General features: G+C 46.3%; 20 protein-coding genes. 15 read left to right on the top strand and 5 right to left on the bottom strand.

Translation table 11 applies throughout. From position 1 onward, the window contains the following. The first annotated feature begins 61 nt into the window (after positions 1-61). The 4 genes from rsmA (at position 62) to L3C95_RS05850 (ending at position 2,872) form a co-directional block, all read left to right on the top strand. Positions 62-811, top strand: coding sequence for a 16S rRNA (adenine(1518)-N(6)/adenine(1519)-N(6))-dimethyltransferase RsmA (rsmA, locus tag L3C95_RS05835; protein ID WP_236385848.1), 750 nt, complete (start codon positions 62-64; stop codon positions 809-811). Next, positions 808-1,737, top strand: a complete 930-nt coding sequence (locus L3C95_RS05840) for an NAD(P)-dependent oxidoreductase (protein ID WP_236385849.1) — start codon at positions 808-810, stop codon at positions 1,735-1,737. The genes rsmA and L3C95_RS05840 overlap by 4 nt, the downstream gene beginning before the upstream one ends. Positions 1,738-1,913: 176 nt before the next feature. Then, positions 1,914-2,387 (top strand): transcription elongation factor GreA, encoded by a 474-nt coding sequence (greA, locus tag L3C95_RS05845; RefSeq protein ID WP_236385850.1) that lies wholly within the window; start codon positions 1,914-1,916, stop codon positions 2,385-2,387. An 89-nt stretch (positions 2,388-2,476) separates the two neighbouring features. After that, on the top strand, positions 2,477-2,872 hold the full coding sequence (locus tag L3C95_RS05850; RefSeq protein ID WP_149698406.1) for an HIT family protein: 396 nt from the start codon (positions 2,477-2,479) through the stop codon (positions 2,870-2,872). On the opposite strand, the gene L3C95_RS05855 is transcribed toward L3C95_RS05850, so the two are convergent. Both L3C95_RS05855 and ruvC read right to left on the bottom strand, forming a co-directional pair. Beyond that, complete coding sequence (locus tag L3C95_RS05855; protein ID WP_236385851.1) at positions 2,850-3,554, bottom strand: response regulator transcription factor; 705 nt, start codon at positions 3,552-3,554, stop codon at positions 2,850-2,852. The two genes, L3C95_RS05850 and L3C95_RS05855, sit on opposite strands and share 23 nt — an antisense overlap. A 157-nt stretch (positions 3,555-3,711) precedes the next feature. Beyond that, a complete protein-coding gene (gene ruvC / locus L3C95_RS05860) occupies positions 3,712-4,272 on the bottom strand; it encodes a crossover junction endodeoxyribonuclease RuvC (protein ID WP_236385852.1) in 561 nt (186 codons plus the stop codon). 76 nt (positions 4,273-4,348) lie between these two features. Here ruvC and L3C95_RS05865 point away from each other — a divergent pair, with 76 nt between their 5' ends. The 7 genes from L3C95_RS05865 to L3C95_RS05895 all read left to right on the top strand — a co-directional run bounded on the left by L3C95_RS05865 (position 4,349) and on the right by L3C95_RS05895 (position 10,667). Next, the gene (locus tag L3C95_RS05865) at positions 4,349-5,296 is read left to right on the top strand and encodes a lysylphosphatidylglycerol synthase domain-containing protein (protein WP_236385853.1); all 948 of its coding nucleotides are present in this window, start codon (positions 4,349-4,351) and stop codon (positions 5,294-5,296) included. A gap of 9 nt (positions 5,297-5,305) precedes the next feature. Beyond that, the gene (locus L3C95_RS05870; RefSeq protein WP_236385854.1) at positions 5,306-6,094 is read left to right on the top strand and encodes a DUF3108 domain-containing protein; all 789 of its coding nucleotides are present in this window, start codon (positions 5,306-5,308) and stop codon (positions 6,092-6,094) included. A gap of 121 nt (positions 6,095-6,215) precedes the next feature. Further along, a complete protein-coding gene (locus L3C95_RS05875; RefSeq protein ID WP_199654853.1) occupies positions 6,216-6,917 on the top strand; it encodes a response regulator transcription factor in 702 nt (233 codons plus the stop codon). A gap of 103 nt (positions 6,918-7,020) precedes the next feature. Then, entirely contained in the window at positions 7,021-7,725 is a 705-nt protein-coding gene (locus tag L3C95_RS05880; protein ID WP_236385855.1) for a response regulator transcription factor, read from the top strand. After that, entirely contained in the window at positions 7,722-9,095 is a 1,374-nt protein-coding gene (locus tag L3C95_RS05885; protein ID WP_236385857.1) for a sensor histidine kinase, read from the top strand. The genes L3C95_RS05880 and L3C95_RS05885 overlap by 4 nt, the downstream gene beginning before the upstream one ends. Before the next feature lie 159 nt (positions 9,096-9,254). Beyond that, positions 9,255-9,734 carry a hypothetical protein gene (locus tag L3C95_RS05890; protein WP_236385859.1) on the top strand — a complete coding sequence of 160 codons (480 nt, stop codon included), beginning with the start codon at positions 9,255-9,257 and terminating at the stop codon, positions 9,732-9,734. Between the two features lie 21 nt (positions 9,735-9,755). Then, positions 9,756-10,667 (top strand): bestrophin family protein, encoded by a 912-nt coding sequence (locus L3C95_RS05895; protein ID WP_236385860.1) that lies wholly within the window; start codon positions 9,756-9,758, stop codon positions 10,665-10,667. A 198-nt stretch (positions 10,668-10,865) separates the two neighbouring features. On the opposite strand, the gene ruvB is transcribed toward L3C95_RS05895, so the two are convergent. After that, entirely contained in the window at positions 10,866-11,894 is a 1,029-nt protein-coding gene (gene ruvB, locus L3C95_RS05900; RefSeq protein ID WP_236385861.1) for a Holliday junction branch migration DNA helicase RuvB, read from the bottom strand. A gap of 101 nt (positions 11,895-11,995) precedes the next feature. Here ruvB and L3C95_RS05905 point away from each other — a divergent pair, with 101 nt between their 5' ends. After that, positions 11,996-13,297 carry a M20/M25/M40 family metallo-hydrolase gene (locus L3C95_RS05905; RefSeq protein WP_236385862.1) on the top strand — a complete coding sequence of 434 codons (1,302 nt, stop codon included), beginning with the start codon at positions 11,996-11,998 and terminating at the stop codon, positions 13,295-13,297. Positions 13,298-13,299: 2 nt separating this feature from the next. Here the strand turns inward: L3C95_RS05905 and L3C95_RS05910 are convergent, their stop codons facing one another. Beyond that, positions 13,300-13,974, bottom strand: a complete 675-nt coding sequence (locus L3C95_RS05910; RefSeq protein ID WP_236385863.1) for a peptidoglycan DD-metalloendopeptidase family protein — start codon at positions 13,972-13,974, stop codon at positions 13,300-13,302. 150 nt (positions 13,975-14,124) lie between these two features. Beyond that, positions 14,125-16,893, bottom strand: a complete 2,769-nt coding sequence (leuS, locus tag L3C95_RS05915) for a leucine--tRNA ligase (RefSeq protein WP_236385864.1) — start codon at positions 16,891-16,893, stop codon at positions 14,125-14,127. 140 nt (positions 16,894-17,033) lie between these two features. Between leuS and L3C95_RS05920 the strand changes: the two genes are divergently transcribed. The 3 genes from L3C95_RS05920 (at position 17,034) to L3C95_RS05930 (ending at position 19,095) form a co-directional block, all read left to right on the top strand. Beyond that, on the top strand, positions 17,034-17,909 hold the full coding sequence (locus tag L3C95_RS05920) for a cell division protein FtsX (RefSeq protein ID WP_236385865.1): 876 nt from the start codon (positions 17,034-17,036) through the stop codon (positions 17,907-17,909). A 25-nt stretch (positions 17,910-17,934) separates the two neighbouring features. Further along, positions 17,935-18,201: a DUF3098 domain-containing protein gene (locus L3C95_RS05925; RefSeq protein ID WP_236385866.1), complete on the top strand. Its 267-nt coding sequence runs from the start codon at positions 17,935-17,937 to the stop codon at positions 18,199-18,201. A gap of 93 nt (positions 18,202-18,294) precedes the next feature. Then, complete coding sequence (locus L3C95_RS05930; RefSeq protein ID WP_236385867.1) at positions 18,295-19,095, top strand: undecaprenyl-diphosphate phosphatase; 801 nt, start codon at positions 18,295-18,297, stop codon at positions 19,093-19,095. The last annotated feature ends 24 nt before the right edge of the window (positions 19,096-19,119 follow it).

Genomic DNA, 19,119 nt, shown 5'->3' on the forward strand with positions numbered 1-19,119 from the left:
AGGCAGCCCCCCGGTATCTTGCAGCATTGCGCTAAGTTTTCCTTAATTTTGCGGGCTAATCATGTATACACTCAAAAAATCGCTGGGGCAGCATTTCCTGAAAGATGAAAACATCTGCAGGAAAATTGTGGACTCCTTACCTGTAATGCCTGGTCAGCAGATCGTGGAAGTAGGCCCCGGAGCGGGCGCCATTACTAAATATCTGCTGGAAATACCTGATGTGCACTTTAAGGCAGTAGAGCTGGATGCCGAAAAGGTGCAGTACCTGGAAAAGACATATCCTGCCATACAGGGAAAGATCATACATGAAAGCATCCTGGATACACCGGTACCTTATGAAGGCCAGTTTACAGTAATCGGTAATTTCCCTTACAATATTTCCTCCCAGATCATGTTCCGCATCCTTGAATGGAAGCAGCAGGTGCCTGTGGTGGTGGGCATGTTCCAGAAAGAAGTAGCGCAGCGTATTGCGGCTACGAAGGGAAAGGAGTATGGGATATTGAGTGTATTGATCCAGGCATACTATAAGGTGGAATACCTGTTTGAGGTGCATGAAAACTGTTTCAATCCACCTCCTAAGGTAAAGTCGGCGGTGATCAGGCTGCACAGACTGGAGCAGCCGTATGATATTGCCAGTGACCGTAAGTTCTTTGTACTGGTGAAAACAGCTTTCGGTCAGCGTCGCAAGCAGCTGCGCAATCCGTTAAAGCCTTTATTTGATAAGGAATTTCTTCAGGACAGTATTTTTAATAAAAGGGCAGAAGAGCTGAGCATAGCAGATTTTGCAGCATTATCCCACAAGATGATATGAGCAGGAAAGTATTGATCACCGCAAAGGTGCACGACTATTTAATCAGCAAACTGGAAGAAAAAGGATATGAAGTAAGCTACCGGCCTTCGGTTACCTACGATGAGGTAGTGGCGGCGATCCCTGAATTTATGGGAATGATCGTAACCACCAGGATAAAGGTAGATAAAGGGCTGATAGACCGCGCCGGTCAGCTGCAGTGGATCGGCAGATTGGGCAGTGGTATGGAGCTTATTGATGTGCCTTATGCAGAGAGCAAAGGCATTCATTGCGCCAGCAGCCCGGAGGGAAATTGTGATGCAGTAGGAGAGCAGGCATTGGGAATGTTACTGAGCCTGATGAATAATATCCAGAAAAGTAATCTGGAACTCAGGCAGGGCGTATGGGAACGGGACGGTAACCGTGGTTTTGAGCTGAATGGAAGGACGGTAGGTATCATCGGGTATGGTAATACCGGTGGCGCTTTTGCGCGCAAATTAAGGGGCTTTGACGTGGATATCCTGGCATATGATAAATACAGGACAGGTTTCAGTGATAATTATGTGCAGGAAGCAACGATGGATCAGCTGTTTGAAAAAGCGGATGTGGTAAGCGTACATCTACCGCTCACTGCAGAAACGCATCACCTGGTGAATACGGCTTTCCTTCAGTCTTTTAAGAAACCGGTATGGTTCATTAACGCCGCCAGGGGAAAGATTGTGAACACAGATGATATTGTCAGCGCACTTGAAGCAGGAACAATTAGAGGAGCTTGTCTGGATGTGCTTGAGAACGAAAAATTATCTACTTACAGCCCGGTGGAAAGAGAACGGTTCGAAAAGCTGTTACATATGCCTAATGTGATCATTACCCCGCATATTGCAGGTTATTCCCATGAAGCCAGTGTAAAGATGGCGAGAATTGTACTGGAGAAATTACATGTGATTTAAGGAACGTTTTAGATTTCAGCCTCTTCTATTATAAATACCGTAAATATGACAATATTTGTTGCGGGTATTTAAACAAGGTGATCTAAAAAATATTATATTTGCGGTATACCAATTTTACAACGCTTCTGTGCAAACGGGGGCGTTGATTTTTTTTCTTTATTCTAAAACATAACGTTATGTCTGGTATAAACTACGTTACCAAAGAGACCCTGGACCAGATGCGGGAAGAGCTCAACTACCTCAAGACCAAAGGTCGGGCGGAGATTGCCAGAGCTATTGCAGAAGCGCGGGAAAAAGGTGACCTCAAAGAAAATGCTGAGTATGATGCAGCCAAGGAGGCGCAGGGAATGCACGAAGCAAGACTTGCCTCGCTGGAAAGTGCGATTGCGACCGCAAGAGTAGTGGAAGCTGATTCCATTGATACCTCTAAAGTATCCATATTATGTAAGGTAACTATTACAAATATGGCTAATAAGAAAACATTTACTTATCAGCTTGTTTCCGAAAAGGAAGCTGATCTGAAACAGAACAAGATCTCTGTAACCTCTCCCATTGGGAAAGGCTTGCTGGGCAAGACTGTGGGCGAGATTGCAGATGTGCAGGCCCCGAATGGTAGTTTGAAGTTTAAGATTGAGAATATTACAGTATAAAAGAACAGATCATCGTAATGAAAAGCCCGCCTTTGTTCAACAGGGGCGGGCTTTTTTTTATACCTTTATGTCCATTAAAAATAAGGACCATGACTGTTTTTACAAAGATCATCAAAGGTGAGATCCCCAGTTATAAAATAGCAGAGAACGAGAGTTTTTACGCCTTCCTGGATATTTTCCCGCTGGTAAAAGGCCATACCCTTATCGTCCCCAAAGTAGAGATAGATAAGTTTTTTGATGTGACGGATGATCTGCTGGGAGAGTGGTTATTGTTTGCAAAGCCTATTGCAGAGTCCTTAGAGCGTCATTTCCCCTGCAATCGTGTAGGTGTAAGCGTTGTCGGCTTAGAGGTACCACATGCACATATGCATCTGATACCTATCAATACGGCTGACGACATGAACTTTTCACGTCCAAAGCTAAAGTTGTCGGAAGAGGAATTCAAGGCAATACAGCAGCAGATTACAGCTGACCTGGGACGTTGAAGCGGAACCCTACTCCATGGAGGGTTTCCAGTTTTATAGAGGGGTCTGACCGGAAATGTTTTCTGAGCTTAGTAATGAATACGTCCATACTGCGGCCGAGGAAGTAGTCATCTTTGCCCCACACGTGAAATAATATTTCCTCCCTTTTCAGTGTCTTATTTGCATTATCGCAGAGATATTTCAGAAGGTCTGCTTCTTTTTGGGTAAGAGTGCTGGAAACTTCTCCGTTCTTTTCACGGAGTATGAGGTCATTATAGTCAAAGGTTAATTTGCCTATACTGTACTGAGTACGCTTTTCCGCTGCGCTGTTGGCAGTTTTACTCCTTTTCAGGAATACTTCAATGCGCAGCAGGAGTTCCTGCATACTAAAAGGCTTGGTAATATAGTCGTCAGCGCCGGTTTTGAAACCTTTGATCTTATCCTCATCCAGCGCTTTCGAGGTTAGAAAGAGTATGGGGATGAAGTCATTTTTTCTACGGATCTGCTCTGCCAGTGTAAAACCATCTTTTTTTGGCATAACAACATCCAGTAAACATATGTCAAAGGTCCGCGACTGGAACTGTTCCCAGGCCATTTGTCCGTCTGTGCTATGTACCACATCGTAGCCCGCTTCTTCTAATCGTTTCTTTGTTACCGCACCAACATTTTGATCATCTTCCACCAATAGGATTCTTGCTTTCATAGCTTGTGATGCTGATTATAAATACCATAATTCATGGTGTAAAGCCCCAATTACCGTCTGGGAGCGTTTATGAAGATTTTAATTCAAAGTAAATACAATTTAGCAACTTCTGGAAGAACGTCAGCCTTAAACCTGGAATTATCTGTCATATCAATGATTATTGTGCTATTCTTTCGGGGTTCTGTTGCAGGAACTGTTCCCAGCCTTTGGCTTTGCGTGTATCCGGTAAAACACTGGACTCCTGGAAGAAATGACACACCGCAACGGCGAGAGCATCGGAAGCATCCAGAAATTCAGGTCGCTCTTTGAAATGTAGTATTCTTTGTAACATCTGCCAAATCTGCTCTTTATCCGCATTACCATTACCGGTAATAGACTGCTTAACTTTTTTGGGGGAGTACTCAGTAACGGGCACTCCTGCCTGCATTGCAGTGGCAATAGCGACGCCTTGAGCACGGCCCAGCTTTAACATACTTTGCACATTCTTACCAAAGAAGGGAGCCTCAATTGCGCAGGAAACCGGTTTGTGCACACGTATCAGTTCATTTACACGGGCGTGTATCAGTTGTAGCCTTTCGTAGTGGTCTTTATGACGGGACAGCTTCAGCACATCCATTTCCAGCAGACTGGCTTTAGATCCTTCCACGAGTATCAGTCCGTAACCCATCACAAGTGTACCGGGGTCAATGCCCAGAATTATTTTTGACTTGTTTGCCAACCACAGTTTATTTTTGCCAAAATCTTGATGTCTGAACAAAAATACCAAAATAATTCTCAATTACCTGCTGGGAGCAGTGCTTTTTACCTGGTTAGCCTATTCTATCTATACACAATTGCTGCATCGCCCCAATCTAAAGGCATCTTTGTGGCAAATGCTGAACACCCTGGAGACCAGAGGGGCTATGGGCCTGCTGCTGGTAGTGGCAGGTATGTTCCTGAACTGGGGACTGGAAGCCCGCAAATGGCAATTGCTGGTCAAGCCGTTACAACATATATCTTTTCCGCGGGCATTCAGTGCCGTGCTTTCAGGGGTGTCTTTTTCCATTAATACCCCTAACCGTATTGGTGAGTATGGGGGGAGAGTGTTATACCTCAGGAATAACAGAAGTAAACTGAAAGCCATCGCCGCTACCATGGTAGGCAGCTTTAGCCAGCTTATCGTCACTATTATCTTTGGGTTAACTGGCCTGTGCTACTACATCAATAAATTCCCACTGGTAAAGGGGAACGGCTATTTTGCCCCCCATTTCTGGGAGAAAATCCTGTTAGGATTGTTAATAGTTATTTGCGCCTTGGTCATATTGTTATATTTTCGGTTACAAATCATCCTGGCGATATTTGAAAAGATCCCATTGTTGAGAAAAGCCCGGATATTTGTCCAGATCATTGTTCGTTACTCAGCCGGCGACCTGGAACATCTACTACTGCTTTCCGCCATCAGATACATTGTCTTCTCGGCACAGTATTTGATTTTGCTTGACACATTGGGCGTGGAGATGATTTGGTGGCAAGGTTTTTTGATGAATGCTGTTGTTTATCTTGTAATGGCCCTGGTACCTACTATCGCTATTGCGGAACTTGGACTCAGAGGAAAGGTCAGCCTGTACTTTATGGGATTACTGAGTACCAATGGTCCCGGAATTATCGCAGCCACTGTATGCATCTGGTTTATCAACCTGGTTTTGCCAGCCATCCTGGGAAGTGTGTTGTTGCTGGGAATAAAGATTTTTAAGGAAAAATAGCTTTCATCAATGAGGTGTCTTCTACTGATTATCATTAGTCTGGCCGCTATCCGCCCCGCAATTGCACAGAACGAATTCTGCGGAATTACCAATACCAGCTTCAAAGCCGGAGAAAGTATCACGTTCAAAGTTTATTATAACCTCGGTAAGCTCTTCATCGGCGCCGGCGAAGCGGTGTTTACCTGCCAGCTGGAAAAGCTAAACGGAAAAGACGTCTACCATGTAACGGGTGATGGTAAAACATTCCGTACCTATGACTGGTTCTTCAAAGTAAGGGACAAGTACGAAAGTTATATTGATACTGCTACGCTGTTACCCCAACGCTTCATCAGGAACGTAGATGAAGGCGGCTATAAGATATACGCCAACGTTACCTTCGATCATATTCATAATACGGCTATCAGTGACAAAGCTACTATTAAAACTCCCGCCTGTATACAGGACGTGATCAGTGCTATCTATTATGCAAGGAATATCAATTTCGATAAATACAAGCCCGGAGACAAGATCCCCTTTGACATGTATCTGGATGATAAGATCTACAATATCTATATCCGTTATATAGGTAAAGAGACGGTAGAAACCAAGTTTGGCAAGTTCCGTGCTATAAAGTTCGCACCTTTGCTCATCCAGGGTACCATGTTCGAAGGTGGCGAAAAAATGACTGTGTGGGTAAGTGATGACGCTAATAAAGTGCCCCTGCGAGTGGACAGTCCTATTTCTGTTGGTAGTATCAAGGTCGATATGGTGGCTTATAAGAACCTGCGTTACAACTTTACTTCCCTGATCAGTAAATAGCCCCGGAACAAATACCTTCAACCCCCTTTTTACCTAATTTTAACTTTCTGTATGCAAGGGCCTGGCATTGGCACACTGTAATAATACCTATATTTGTTTGCACATTAATACTTTGTTGAATATGGAAGAACGTAAACCAAAAATATTGCTGGCGGAAGACGATACCAACCTGGGAATGGTATTGAAGAATTATCTTGAACTGAATGACTACGATGTAGAGCTGTGCCGTGACGGTATCCTTGCATTGGCGGCCTTCAGGCGCGAGAAATTTGACATCTGCCTGCTGGACATCATGATGCCCAATATGGATGGTTTTAAGCTGGCAGAGGAAATCCGTGACGTGGATCCGGACATCCCGCTGTTCTTTCTCTCAGCTAAAACAATGAAGGAAGATGTGATCCATGGCTATAAGCTGGGAGCGGACGATTACATTGCCAAACCCTTTGACAGTGAGCTGTTGCTGCTGAAAATAAAGGCGATCCTCAAGCGAAACCAGGAGCTCAACAGTAAAGAAGAAGAACAGCATGAATTCAGGATCGGGCGCTATGCATTCAATGCCCGTCTGCGTACCCTGACGAGAGATGGAGATTCCCATACGCTGTCTCCTAAAGAGAACGAATTGCTGCGTATGCTGTGCGAGCATAAGAATGACCTGCTACCGAGAGAACTGGCCCTGAAGAAGATCTGGGGTAGTGACACTTATTTCAATGGACGCAGTATGGACGTTTACATCGCCAAACTCCGTAAATACCTGAAGGAAGATCCTGACATCGAGATTGTCAATATCCATGGAAACGGCTTCCGCCTGGTAGTAAAGGACTGATCATATTAAAGTTAGTTATTGGGGAGAGCTCCCGGCGAAGAGACCTGACCGTTTCAGCCTCCGCCTGGAGCTTTCTGTTTGTGGGAAATTATATCAGAGATGTATGAAACTTTTACTTATTGAAGATGAACCGTCAGTAGTATCGTTCATACGCCGTTATCTTACAGAAGCGGGGTACGACGTAAGTGTGGCGCTGGATGGCCAGTCTGGTCTGCAGATGGCCACTGAAAACAGCTTCCAGCTCATCATCCTGGATGTAATGCTGCCTGGTATGAACGGAATAGCCGTTTGTAAGGCCCTGCGTAAACAGCACGACGCCACACCCATCCTGATGCTTACTGCCCTGGGCTCTACTGAAAATGTGGTGGCTGGCCTGGACAGCGGTGCGGACGATTATCTTGTTAAGCCTTTCAAACAGGCTGAGTTATTGGCGCGCATACGCTCCCTGTTGCGTCGCAATCCTGACAATGCCACCAGTACTACAACTAACAACAATCATAATAATAATGTGCTGAAAGTAGCCGATCTTGAACTGGATCTGAATACCAAAAGCGCCAGCCGGTATGGCGAAAATATTGTGCTTACCGCTACTGAATACAGACTACTGGAATATATGATGAGAAACCCCCGCCGTGTGCTTTCCAGGATGGAAATACTGGAGAATGTATGGGGTGTTGATTTTAATATGAATACCAAAGTGGTGGACGTTTATGTGAATTATCTGCGAAAGAAAGTAAACCGTAAAGAGCAACCCGCCCTGATCCAGACTGTTGTGGGAATGGGATATATGCTGAAGGAAGAAGAATGACTATACGTAATAAAATATTAGGTTTATTCACAGCTCTCACCGTCTCTATTATATTGATGATGGCGGCTTTCGCTTACTTTCTCGTCAGCCGTCAGTCTTTCGACGACTTCTATAAGCGGCTGGAGATCCGGGCATACATTGCGGCCAGGGCCAGGCTGACACAGGATAAAGACAACAGTGCTGCTTATGCGGAGATCAGAAACGAGCACCTGGAACGTCTGCCCCACGAAAAGGAATTTTTCATAAGAATAGATACCACCGGCAGTCCTGCTCCGGAACCAGGGCTGAAGCCGCTGCGCCAGGCTTTTTATGATAGAGTAAAGGCAGAAGGGAAGGCCACTTACCGCTACAGGGATTCCTTTTACCAGGGGGTGCTGTTCGAAAACGAAGCCGGTAAATATATCGTGATCGTTTCAGCCAGCAATGTATTTGGTCAGCAGTTTATGACCGAATTAAGAAGGACACTCATCATCTGCATGGCCATTGCCGCCGTAGTGGTAGTAACCGCAGGGCTTTTCTTCTCCCGTTATATCCTGCAGCCTGTCCGTCGGATCACTTCCCGCGTAAAAGACATCAGGGCCCACAACCTGCACCTGCGGCTGGATACACCTAACAGTAAAGATGAAATGACAGAACTGGCCCAGACCTTCAATAATATGCTGGACCGCCTGGAGACGGCTTTCGAAACACAGAATAACTTCGTGAGTAATGCCTCTCATGAGCTGGGCACGCCGCTGACAGCTATTATCGGCGAGGCCGAACTTGCCCTCAATAAGCAACGTAATGACGAACAGTACCGGCAATCACTATCCGTAATACTGAAAGAAGCGGAAAGGCTGGAACACATTACCAAAAGTTTATTAAGTCTTGCCCAGACAGGATTTGATGGGAAGAAACAGCAGCTGGAAAAAATACGTACAGATGAACTGATCTTTACGGTAAAAGAAACAATAGACCGTATCAACCCTGAAAACAAGGTAGCGATCGACTATACTATGCTGCCGGAAGAAGAAGATAAACTTATCATATTAGGCAATGCACAATTGCTGCAACTGGCATTGAGCAATATCGTACAGAATGCCTGTAAATACTCCGACAACCGCCCTGCGTCTGTAGCATTGGCAGCTACCGACAAGAACAATATCATTATTATCAAAGACAACGGTATAGGTATTCCGGCTCAGGATATGCCTTTTATTTACGATCCGTTTTACCGTGCTTCCAATACCGGTGGATATAAGGGGTATGGTATCGGTCTGCCGCTGGCGCGTAATATTATCCGTCTGCATGGTGGCAATATCATTGTTAATAGTAAAGAGAACCAGGGAACAGAGATCAGGATTGTATTACCAACATATATGCGTTCGTGATAATATTTGTTTCTTACCGGTTTCTTACCCGTTTTTGACCTCATTCTTACACTAATAGTGTTTTCTTACGACATTTTTACCTCTTTTTTAAGTCCCTTTTATCCGGAACTTACCTGTTACTAACCCCGTGCAGGTAGTTTTGTGTTAAAAGAATTACCCATGAAGCATGTATTGATTCCTACAGATTTTTCTATCCGGTCTCTTCGCGTAGTGCACGGTGTGGTTGAGCGCTTTGGTGGTGAACCACTTAACATTGTCCTGATGCACGCAGTAGAAATGCCAGGCTCGATCATGGACCTGATGATGTTATCCAGAAGGTCATCTCATTACGATCTCATTACTGCCGATTATAAAGATGCCTGCGAGATAATCAAAAATAAGTACGCCTCTGTTATTCACTCACTGAAAACCGAATTCCTGGTTGGTAATGGTAAGGGGCTGTTCAGGAACTTCCTGTTGTATCATAACATAGATGTGATAGCATGTGCTGCCAAAGATGAATTCCGTAAAGCAGGCGCCAACAGCTATAACCCTGCTGAATTGATCAGAAAAAGCAAATATCCTGTACATCATATACAGCTGACGCCAAGGAAAGAGAAATACCTGGTGTCTGCCATGTCAGAGTTGTTTGAAGTATAAAAACCGTAAAACCGTTACAAGATGTTACTGAAGAAGAATATCCCGTTTAAATATGTTTTCGGGAAAATAAAGTATGAGATTCTGCTCGTAGCGGTATATACTTTGGTGATAGTATTACTGCACGACAAATTCAATCTGAAGCACATGGCCATTCCGCTGTCTGTGCCAATGATTATGGGGACGGTTATTTCCCTGTTACTTGCTTTCCGTTCCAATCAGGCATATGACCGCTGGTGGGAGGCAAGAACAGTATGGGGGGCCATTGTAAATGATTCGCGTACGTTTTCCAGGCAAGTGCTTTCATTCATAGATAGTTCTTACGACGGAGAAGAAATAGGGCATTTCAGGGAACGTATGGTACGCAGACAGATAGCCTGGTGTTATGCCCTCAGTCAGTCCCTGCGTGGGCTGGACGGACGCGAAGGGCTTGACAGGCATATCCCTAAGAGGGAGATTTCGCATGTATGCAGGTATACTAATATTCCCATGGCATTGCTGGAATTGCATGCGCGTGACCTGAACTATGCTTTGAAACAGGGATGGATCAATGAATACCAGCAAATACAGCTGGACCAGACCCTGAGCCGCTTGTGTGATGGAATGGGTAAGTGTGAGCGTATCAAGAATACGGTCTTCCCGGCCACTTACAGCCTTTACATCCATTTCGCCCTGAACTTTTTCATTCTGCTGTTGCCGTTTGCCCTGATAGAGTATTTCGGATTGGTGGAAGTGCCTATGGTAGTAGCGATAGCCGCTTCTTTCCTGTTGATAGAGAAAATGGCGATCCACCTGCAGGATCCATTCGATAATAAGCCTACTGATACACCGATGACGGCCATATCAAGGAATATTGAGCGCGATCTGAAACAGATGCTGAACGATCATCATTTGCCGGAAACTGTCAACGCAGAACATAAATTCTATGTGATGTAATAACTGTTTAAAGCCTACACTTAATTTACTCTGTTGGAGGAGGGATAACGTTCCGGTGCATACGAACAAAAGCACAATCAAGGATTACGGAAGGATTACTACAGTGCCGGACGTCATTCCAACATGGATATAGAGTGTTATATGGAGGAAACAAGTAAGGGAGCTTTCGCTCCCTTTTATTTTTTTAATATAGTACGATCAGAATAACATGCCGCTGCTGCTGCCGCCCCTGGGTGCTTTACCCAGATGTACATAGGCTTTTTCAGTAACCTCCCTGCCACGGGGCGTTCGTTTGATAAAGCCTTCCTGTATCAGGAACGGCTCATACACCTCTTCCAGTGTGCCGGCTTCTTCCCCTACAGCGGTGGCAATGGTAGTGATACCTACAGGGCCGCCTTTGAAATTCTCAATGATCACCTGGAGAATACGGTTGTCCATTTCATCCAGTCCATATTCATCCACGTTCAGTGCTTTCAGACTGAATTGTGCTATTTCGAGATCGATAGTGCCATTGCCTATCACCTGTGCAAAATCGCGTACACGCCTGAGCAAGCCATTGGCAATACGCGGGGTCCCCCTGGAGCGCCGCGCTATTTCCATTGCCGCTTCTGAGGTGATCTTCGTCTGTAATAATCCCGCCGCCCGCCAGATGATCTTTTGCAGGGTAGCGGCACTATAATATTCCAGCCTCGACTTGATACCGAAACGGGAGAGCAAGGGCGCAGTCAGTAATCCGGAGCGGGTGGTGGCGCCTATCAGCGTAAAAGGATGCAGTGTGATCTGTATGGAGCGCGCACTGGGACCGGTATCGATCATAATGTCGATACGGTAATCTTCCATGGCTGAGTACAGGTACTCTTCAACCACCGTACTAAGTCGGTGGATCTCATCGATGAACAGCACGTCCTTATCTTCCAGGTTGGTGAGCAGGCCTGCCAGGTCGCCGGGTTTTTCTATTACCGGTCCGGAAGTCTCCTTGATGTTCACCCCCATTTCATTGGCCACAATGCGGGAAAGGGTTGTTTTCCCTAACCCGGGAGGACCATGGAACAGAATATGATCCAACGCTTCCCCTCTCAATTTGGCTGCCTTGATAAATATTTTCAGGTTCTCAATGATCTGGTCCTGCCCGGAGAAATCCATGATCTCCCGGGGCCGGATGCTATTCTCAAACTCCTTTTCTGCCGCGCTCTGGCGGTTTTCTTCTGGTCTTAGCGGATTAGACATATCGGGGCGAAAGTTACCAAAAATATAGCTGTTGCAAGACGCCGGTATTACATTGTGTGGTATATTTATACAGCGCCGCAAAATTTAACCCGGATAGCAATATGAGAAAGTATTATACACTACTACCTGCCCTATGCCTCATCACCCTTATGACCCAGGGGCAGCAGATCAAAAAGTCAGAAGTCAAACGTATATTATCCACACTCGCTGCCGATGATATGCAGGGGCGTGAAACCTTCAAACCGGGAGCGGAAAAGGCCGCTGCATTCCTGGAAAAGGAATTCGCAGCTGCAGGCCTGCAGCCGCTGGCTGGAGACAACGACTTCAGACAATCGTTCTTTCAGTACGACACTAAACCGGTACGACAGGAACTCGTACTGAACGGTCAGCCCGCCCAGGGAGGAAGAGTCTTTGTAACTGGTGTTGAAAGTAACATCAGCTGGACACAGGACACGAAGGTGGAAATAGCCCATATCACGGCGGGCGATAATTTCGAGAATAAGGTACGGGATCTGAAACGCGCGCCACAGCAGACCCTTGTATGGGTGGATAGCGCACATGCAGAAAAGTTTAAGCAGTACGCCAATGGGCTACAGCAACATGGCGCCAGCAAACAGGATAGCACCGTCACCGTTGTATTTGTGTTAAAGCAACAGGCATCTGATGATGCGGGTAAATGGTCAGTGCATGTCGAACAGGAAGTTGCCCGCCTGCCGCTTTGTAATGTAGCTGGCATGATCACCGGGAGTGGTAAACCGGATGAATATGTGATCTTCTCCGGCCATTATGATCATATCGGGATCCTGGCGCCCGTAAAGGGGGATAGTATTGCCAATGGGGCTGACGACGATGCGAGCGGGGTAACCGCAGTATTGATGCTGGCGAAATATTTCAAGAAACATCCACCGGTACGCAGTATTCTGTTCGTGGCATTTACGGGAGAAGAGATCGGTGGTTATGGCTCCCGGTATTTTTCCCGCCAGCTGGACCCTGAAAAGATCGTGGCGATGTTCAACATAGAAATGATCGGCAAGGAGTCGAAATTCGGTAAGAACAGTGCCTTTATCACCGGTTTTGAACGTTCTGACTTTGGCCAGATACTGAGCCGCAATCTGGAATCTTCCGTGTTCCGTTTCCACCCTGATCCTTATCCGGAGCAGCAGCTTTTTTATCGTTCTGACAATGCTACCCTGGCAAGACTGGGCGTACCGGCGCATACGATCTCCACAACACAGATCGATAAGGATACCCTGTACCACAGTGTGGACGATGAGATAGAAAGCATGGACTTTGACAATATCACCAGCATTATAGAGGCTATAGCAACCAGCGCCACCTCTATTGTAGATGGTAAGGATACACCTACCCGCATTGACAAAGCTGCTGTCAGCAGCCGCAGATAGCTTTAAGGGATCATCTGTAGGATGATGTTTGGGTCGGGGCAGTTGGCCAGGTATTTTTCCCTTTCACTGTAACGGCATACGCCCGGATAATCTCCTTTGTTACCTTCCATGTCAGTGATGATCTGGAAATGCAGGTGAGGGGGCCAGTGGCCATTTTCCGCAATATCGCCGAAGTGGGCTATCTGCTGACCAGCTACGATCCGCATATTCTCATGCAGCCCTTCGAGGTCGCGCAGCGAAAGATGGCCATACAGCGTGTGGAAAACATGTCCCTCCAGCTGGTGACGAAGAATGATAGTAGCGCCATAGTCGCCATGTATATCATTGAACCGGAAACTGTGGACAGTGCCGTCCAATGGGGCAAATACCGGTGTGCCGGGGGCGCCCCATATGTCGATGCCCAGGTGCAGACGGCGGGGTTCATCGGCTGTAGAAAAGTGCTCACTGCGTGCGTAAATGGTCCGGTGTTCTGCGTAGCCTCCTATGCCGAACCGGCATTGATAGTCAGTCAGCAGCTGGTTTACGTAATCCGTGAACTTTTGTGTATCGTCCAGTATTGCTGCAGTGAGGGTTGTGTTCCTTTCAGTGAAGTCCATCGCCAGCAGGCTGTCATTTTCCGGATCAAATAAAACTACAGGCTGAAATGGCTGATGGCGTTCCAGGATCTTTTCTAACATGCTGATGGGTTGAGAGCGGCAAAATACAAAAAGTGCGCTTTATGTTATAATCAGTAGCGCGAACAATAGCTGGTAAAGCTAAACATATATAAAAGGAGAAGAGGCCGCAGTACTACCACGGCCTCTTCTCCTTTTATAGTGTATTCATGATCATACCACAATGTTGATCATCCTGCCTTTAACGATCACGACCTTCTTCACTGGTTTTCCGTCGATCCATTTCTGAACTGCCTCGTTCACCAGTACCTCTTTTTCAATGGTCTCATTGTCGGCATCAAGCGGGAAGCTCAATTCAGTCCGTGTTTTACCATTGACAGCTATCGGGTAGTTGAAGGCACTTTCCTTCGTGTATTTTTCTTCAAATACCGGATAAGGAGCATCCAGAATGCTGGTAGTGTTGCCCAGCTGGTGCCACAGTTCCTCGGCAATATGCGGTGCATATGGCGCCAGTAATATCAATACCGGTTCCAGTACACTGCGTTTATTACACTTCAGGCTACTCAGTTCGTTCACACAGATCATGAACTGGCTGACTGCTGTATTGTAAGAGAAGTTTTCTGTGTCTGCATCTATCTTCTGAATGGTCTTGTGCAGTACTTTCAGTTCTTCAGGTGTGGCTGCAGCATCTTTCACAATGATACCCTTTTGTTCGTCGGCAAACAGGCGCCACAGCTTTTTCAGGAAGCGGTGTACCCCTTCAATGCCTTTGGTATCCCACGGTTTGGACTGCTCTACTGGGCCGAGGAACATTTCATACATGCGGAAAGTATCAGCACCGAACTTTTCTACGACATCGTCAGGGTTGACGGTATTGTATTTTCCTTTACTCATTTTTTCGAGCAGCACACCGCAGATATATTTCCCGTCTTCCAGGATGAATTCTGCATCTTTATTTGCAGGTCTCCAATTTTTGAAGGCCTCTATGTCCAGTTCCAGACCATCTACAATGTTTACGTCGGTATGTAATTCGTCTGTCTCGTACTTGTCTTTTAATCCATGGGAAACATAAGTGTTAGTACCCCTGACACGATAAACCATGCGGGAACTTCCACCGATCATACCCTGGTTGATCAGTTTTTTATATGGCTCCTGGAAGCCGATATACCCCAGATCAAACAGAGCTTTCGTCCACATACGGGAGTACAGCAGGTGACCTACGGCATGTTCTGTACCTCCTACATAAACATCCACCTGGTTCCAGTAATCTGTTGCTAAGCGGTCTGCAAATGCAGCTGTGTTTTTAGGATCCGCATAACGCAGGAAGTACCAGCTGCTGCCGGCATAACCAGGCATAGTATTGGTTTCGCGTCTGGTATCAGCATCTATATTTACCCAGTCGGTAATGTTGGCCAATGGTCCTTCTCCTTCTTCCCCGGGTTTATAGTTCTCCACATGCGGTAAGGTAACCGGGAGATCTTTCTCTTCCTGTGCGTAAGGAACACCGTTCTTATATACGATCGGGAATGGCTCGCCCCAGTAGCGCTGGCGGCTGAAACCGGAGTCCCTCATCTTATAATTGATCTGGCGCTTGCCGATGCCCATCGTTTCTATTTTGTCAGCTACAACATCCATAGCGGCGCGCATGGTCATACCGTCCAGGAAGTCACTGTGCTGCAGAATAGCATCTTTGGTAGCGTTGGCCTCTTCACCGTTGAAGGCATCTCCGATAATGTTGGTGATCGGGATGTTGAAATGTTTTGCAAAAGAGTAGTCGCGCTGGTCGCCGCAAGGCACCGCCATGATAGCGCCGGTACCATATCCGGCCAGTACGTATTCAGAGATCCATACCGGAATACGGCGTCCGTTGAACGGGTTGAGTACATATGCGCCGGTAAAGCAACCGGTGATCTGTTTCACTTCCGCCAGGCGCTCACGTTCGGAACGGCTCTGCACATAGTCCAGATATTTTTCAATTTCTGCTTTCTGATCTGCAGTAGTGATGCGGCTTACCAGGTCGTGTTCAGGTGCGAGCACCATAAAATCGACACCGAAGATGGTATCAGGACGGGTAGTATATACTGTTACGCTACTATCGGCAATACCATCAAACGCAAAAGTGATCTCAGCTCCCTGGCTCTTACCGATCCAGTTGCGCTGCATTTCTTTCATAGCGTCGCTGTAATCGACCGTTTCCAGACCTTCCAGCAGGCGGTTAGCGTATTCTGTAATGCGGAGGAACCACTGTCTCATTTTCTTTTTGATAACAGGGTAACCACCACGCTCGCTCACACCATTCACTACCTCATCATTGGCCAGTACCGTGCCCAGGGCAGCGCACCAGTTCACTTCCGCAAAGGCCAGGTAGGCAAGGCGATAGTGCATGAGTATTTCACGCTGACGTGTCTCGCTGAATTGTTTCCACTCTTCTGCAGTGAAGCTGATATTACGGTCGCCGGGACATTCATGGTCCTTATTACCTGCCTTTTCAAAAGCAGCGATCAGCGTTTCAATGCGTTCTGCCTTTTGCAGGGAACGGTTGAACCAGCTGTTGAACAGCTGCAGGAAGATCCACTGTGTCCATTTGTAATAGCCGGGATCGCTGGTATTTATTTCGCGTTCCCAGTCAAAACTGAATCCTATATTGTCCAGCTGCCTGCGGAAGGCAGCGAGGTTATTAGCTGTAGTAACGGTGGGGTGCTGACCGGTTTCCAGCGCATACTGTTCTGCCGGCAGGCCAAAAGCGTCCCAGCCCATCGGGTGAAGCACGTTAAAGCCTTTCAGTCTTTTGTAACGGGCATAGATGTCGGATGAAATATACCCCAGTGGGTGTCCCACATGGAGCCCTGCCCCTGATGGGTAGGGAAACATATCAAGTACATAACATTTGGGTTTGGGGCTGTTGTTGCTAACCTGGTAAGCCTTTGTGTTTACCCAGTGTGCCTGCCACTTTTTCTCAATCGCCCTGAAATTGTATTCCATATAATAATTAAATAATCTGTCTTATCTGAACACAGGCTTTTGTTTAGCGCCTATGTGCTGAGCTTAAAATAACGTTAAAGGATGACAAAAGTAAACATAACTGCTAATTTTTATTATTTTCGCCATTAAACGGTAGATTAATGGCGCAGCAACCCGGCAAATCATCATCAAAAAAATCCAAACCTTCCTATCTCTACTCTATTATTGGGGTGGCCTTAGTTCTCTTTCTACTGGGAACGCTCGGCCTGATCGTTATACATGCCAATAAACTGAGCGAATTTTTCAAGGAAAGTATTGAGATCCAGGTGATTCTCAGGGATAATGTGAAAGAAGAGCAGGCAATTGCCCTGCGGGATTCCATCGCTTCCCGTCCTTATGTGAAGTCTGTTGAATACGTCTCTAAGGATATGGCTGCCGAGCGCTTTAAAAAGGAATTTGGAGAGGATTTTATCACGCTGCTGCAATACAACCCACTGTATGCCAGCATCAACATCAAGGGAAATGCCCCTTATGTGAATCCTGACAGTCTGAAGGTGATCGAGGCTAACCTCACCCAGCAGAACATTGTCAGGGAGATCTCCTATCAGAGAGGGCTGGTAAGCAAGCTGAACGAGAACGTACGCAAGATTGGCCTGGTAATACTGGGTATCTGTATATTACTTTCCCTGGTAGTGATTGTCCTGATCGACAATACCATCCGCCTGGCAATGTTCAGCAACCGCTTCCTGATAAAGACGATGCAGATGGTGGGCGCTACCCGCTGGTTCATTGCCAAACCATTTGACCTGCGCAGCATCATTAATGGGGCCCTGAGCGCATTCCTCGCTATTGCCGGCGTAATAGGCATTGTCTATGGGGCAGACCAGCTGCTGCCGGAACTGGCTGGTATGAGGGATTATTTCATGATGGCGCTGCTGTTCATCGGCATGATCATCATCGGGATCTGTATTTCACTGGTAAGTACCCACCGTTCAGTAATGAAGTACCTGCGTCTAAAACTGGACGATCTATATTAATCTGATAATTTCACCATACGATACTATGAGTAAAGCATCCAAGCATATCACCGTTGAAAAAGCAGGCGTAGACGAACGCCCTGTTTTTGCAAAAGAAAATTACAAGTTCATGATTGCCGGACTGGCTATCGTTGTTGTAGGCTTCCTGTTAATGATGGGTGGCAACAGTGATGATCCCAATTCATTCAAACCTGAAGAAGTATACAGCTTCCGCCGTATTACCCTGGCGCCGATCGTTATTGTGCTGGGACTGATCGTTGAGATCTACGCTATCATGCGTAGACCTAAATAAGTGCGGATACAAAAATATTGAATGTTCACGGCGATGAAATGCTCATCGCCTTTTTTTTGATAATAGTACACAGACTAAATTCTTTTAATTGTCATGGATATCTGGCAGGCGATTATTATTGCGATTGTAGAAGGATTAACCGAATTCTTACCTGTATCATCAACAGGTCATATGGTGATCACCAGTGCATTGTTAAAGCTCAATAAGGACGAATTCACCAAGCTGTTTGAAGTTTGTATCCAGCTGGGAGCTATCCTGGCTGTGGTGGTTTTATACTGGAGAAAGTTCCTGGTATTCGATAAGAACAGGATCAGTTTCTATATAAAACTGGTAGTGGCCGTATTACCGGCGCTGATTGTCGGAGCTTTATTCGCAGATAGCATTGATGCGCTGCTGGAAAGTCCGCTGGTAGTGGGCATCACCTTACTGTTGGGTGGTATCGTGCTGCTGTTTGTAGACAATTGGTTTACCCAACCAACCATAGAAAAAGACGAAGAGATGAACCTCTTCAGAGCCCTGCGCATCGGTTTCTGGCAATGTGTAGCCATGATCCCGGGGGTAAGCCGTAGTGCCGCTACCATCATCGGTGGTATGCAGCAAAAGCTGACCCGCAATGTAGCTGCAGAATTTTCCTTCTTCCTGGCAGTACCTACCATGGCGGCAGCTACTGGTTACAAGCTGCTGAAAAGCCGTGAACTGCTGATGGCAAATACCGATAACCTGAAGCTCCTGCTGGTAGGAAACGTCGTAGCCTTCATCGTTGCAATGATCGCCATAAAGTTCTTCATCAATACATTGAAGAAATATGGTTTCAGGGTATGGGGATACTATCGCATAGTGGTGGGTATTGCTATCCTGGTGGCGATCGGACTGGGTTATAAATTATCTGTATAATTACATCTTAAAATAAAAGACTGG

Source organism: Chitinophaga filiformis, assembly GCF_021646545.1.
In the GTDB taxonomy this organism is placed as follows: domain Bacteria; phylum Bacteroidota; class Bacteroidia; order Chitinophagales; family Chitinophagaceae; genus Chitinophaga; species Chitinophaga filiformis_A.

What these genes read in the sequence shown, in the direction of transcription:
- rsmA (WP_236385848.1), top strand. Translation starts at nt 62, where the DNA reads ATGTATACACTCAAAAAATCGCTGGGGCAGCATTTCCTGAAAGATGAA.
- L3C95_RS05840 (WP_236385849.1), top strand. Translation starts at nt 808, where the DNA reads ATGAGCAGGAAAGTATTGATCACCGCAAAGGTGCACGACTATTTAATC.
- greA (WP_236385850.1), top strand. Translation starts at nt 1,914, where the DNA reads ATGTCTGGTATAAACTACGTTACCAAAGAGACCCTGGACCAGATGCGG.
- L3C95_RS05850 (WP_149698406.1), top strand. Translation starts at nt 2,477, where the DNA reads ATGACTGTTTTTACAAAGATCATCAAAGGTGAGATCCCCAGTTATAAA.
- L3C95_RS05855 (WP_236385851.1), bottom strand. Translation starts at nt 3,554, where the DNA reads ATGAAAGCAAGAATCCTATTGGTGGAAGATGATCAAAATGTTGGTGCG.
- L3C95_RS05870 (WP_236385854.1), top strand. Translation starts at nt 5,306, where the DNA reads ATGAGGTGTCTTCTACTGATTATCATTAGTCTGGCCGCTATCCGCCCC.
- L3C95_RS05875 (WP_199654853.1), top strand. Translation starts at nt 6,216, where the DNA reads ATGGAAGAACGTAAACCAAAAATATTGCTGGCGGAAGACGATACCAAC.
- L3C95_RS05880 (WP_236385855.1), top strand. Translation starts at nt 7,021, where the DNA reads ATGAAACTTTTACTTATTGAAGATGAACCGTCAGTAGTATCGTTCATA.
- L3C95_RS05885 (WP_236385857.1), top strand. Translation starts at nt 7,722, where the DNA reads ATGACTATACGTAATAAAATATTAGGTTTATTCACAGCTCTCACCGTC.
- L3C95_RS05890 (WP_236385859.1), top strand. Translation starts at nt 9,255, where the DNA reads ATGAAGCATGTATTGATTCCTACAGATTTTTCTATCCGGTCTCTTCGC.
- L3C95_RS05895 (WP_236385860.1), top strand. Translation starts at nt 9,756, where the DNA reads ATGTTACTGAAGAAGAATATCCCGTTTAAATATGTTTTCGGGAAAATA.
- ruvB (WP_236385861.1), bottom strand. Translation starts at nt 11,894, where the DNA reads ATGTCTAATCCGCTAAGACCAGAAGAAAACCGCCAGAGCGCGGCAGAA.
- L3C95_RS05905 (WP_236385862.1), top strand. Translation starts at nt 11,996, where the DNA reads ATGAGAAAGTATTATACACTACTACCTGCCCTATGCCTCATCACCCTT.
- L3C95_RS05910 (WP_236385863.1), bottom strand. Translation starts at nt 13,974, where the DNA reads ATGTTAGAAAAGATCCTGGAACGCCATCAGCCATTTCAGCCTGTAGTT.
- leuS (WP_236385864.1), bottom strand. Translation starts at nt 16,893, where the DNA reads ATGGAATACAATTTCAGGGCGATTGAGAAAAAGTGGCAGGCACACTGG.
- L3C95_RS05920 (WP_236385865.1), top strand. Translation starts at nt 17,034, where the DNA reads ATGGCGCAGCAACCCGGCAAATCATCATCAAAAAAATCCAAACCTTCC.
- L3C95_RS05925 (WP_236385866.1), top strand. Translation starts at nt 17,935, where the DNA reads ATGAGTAAAGCATCCAAGCATATCACCGTTGAAAAAGCAGGCGTAGAC.
- L3C95_RS05930 (WP_236385867.1), top strand. Translation starts at nt 18,295, where the DNA reads ATGGATATCTGGCAGGCGATTATTATTGCGATTGTAGAAGGATTAACC.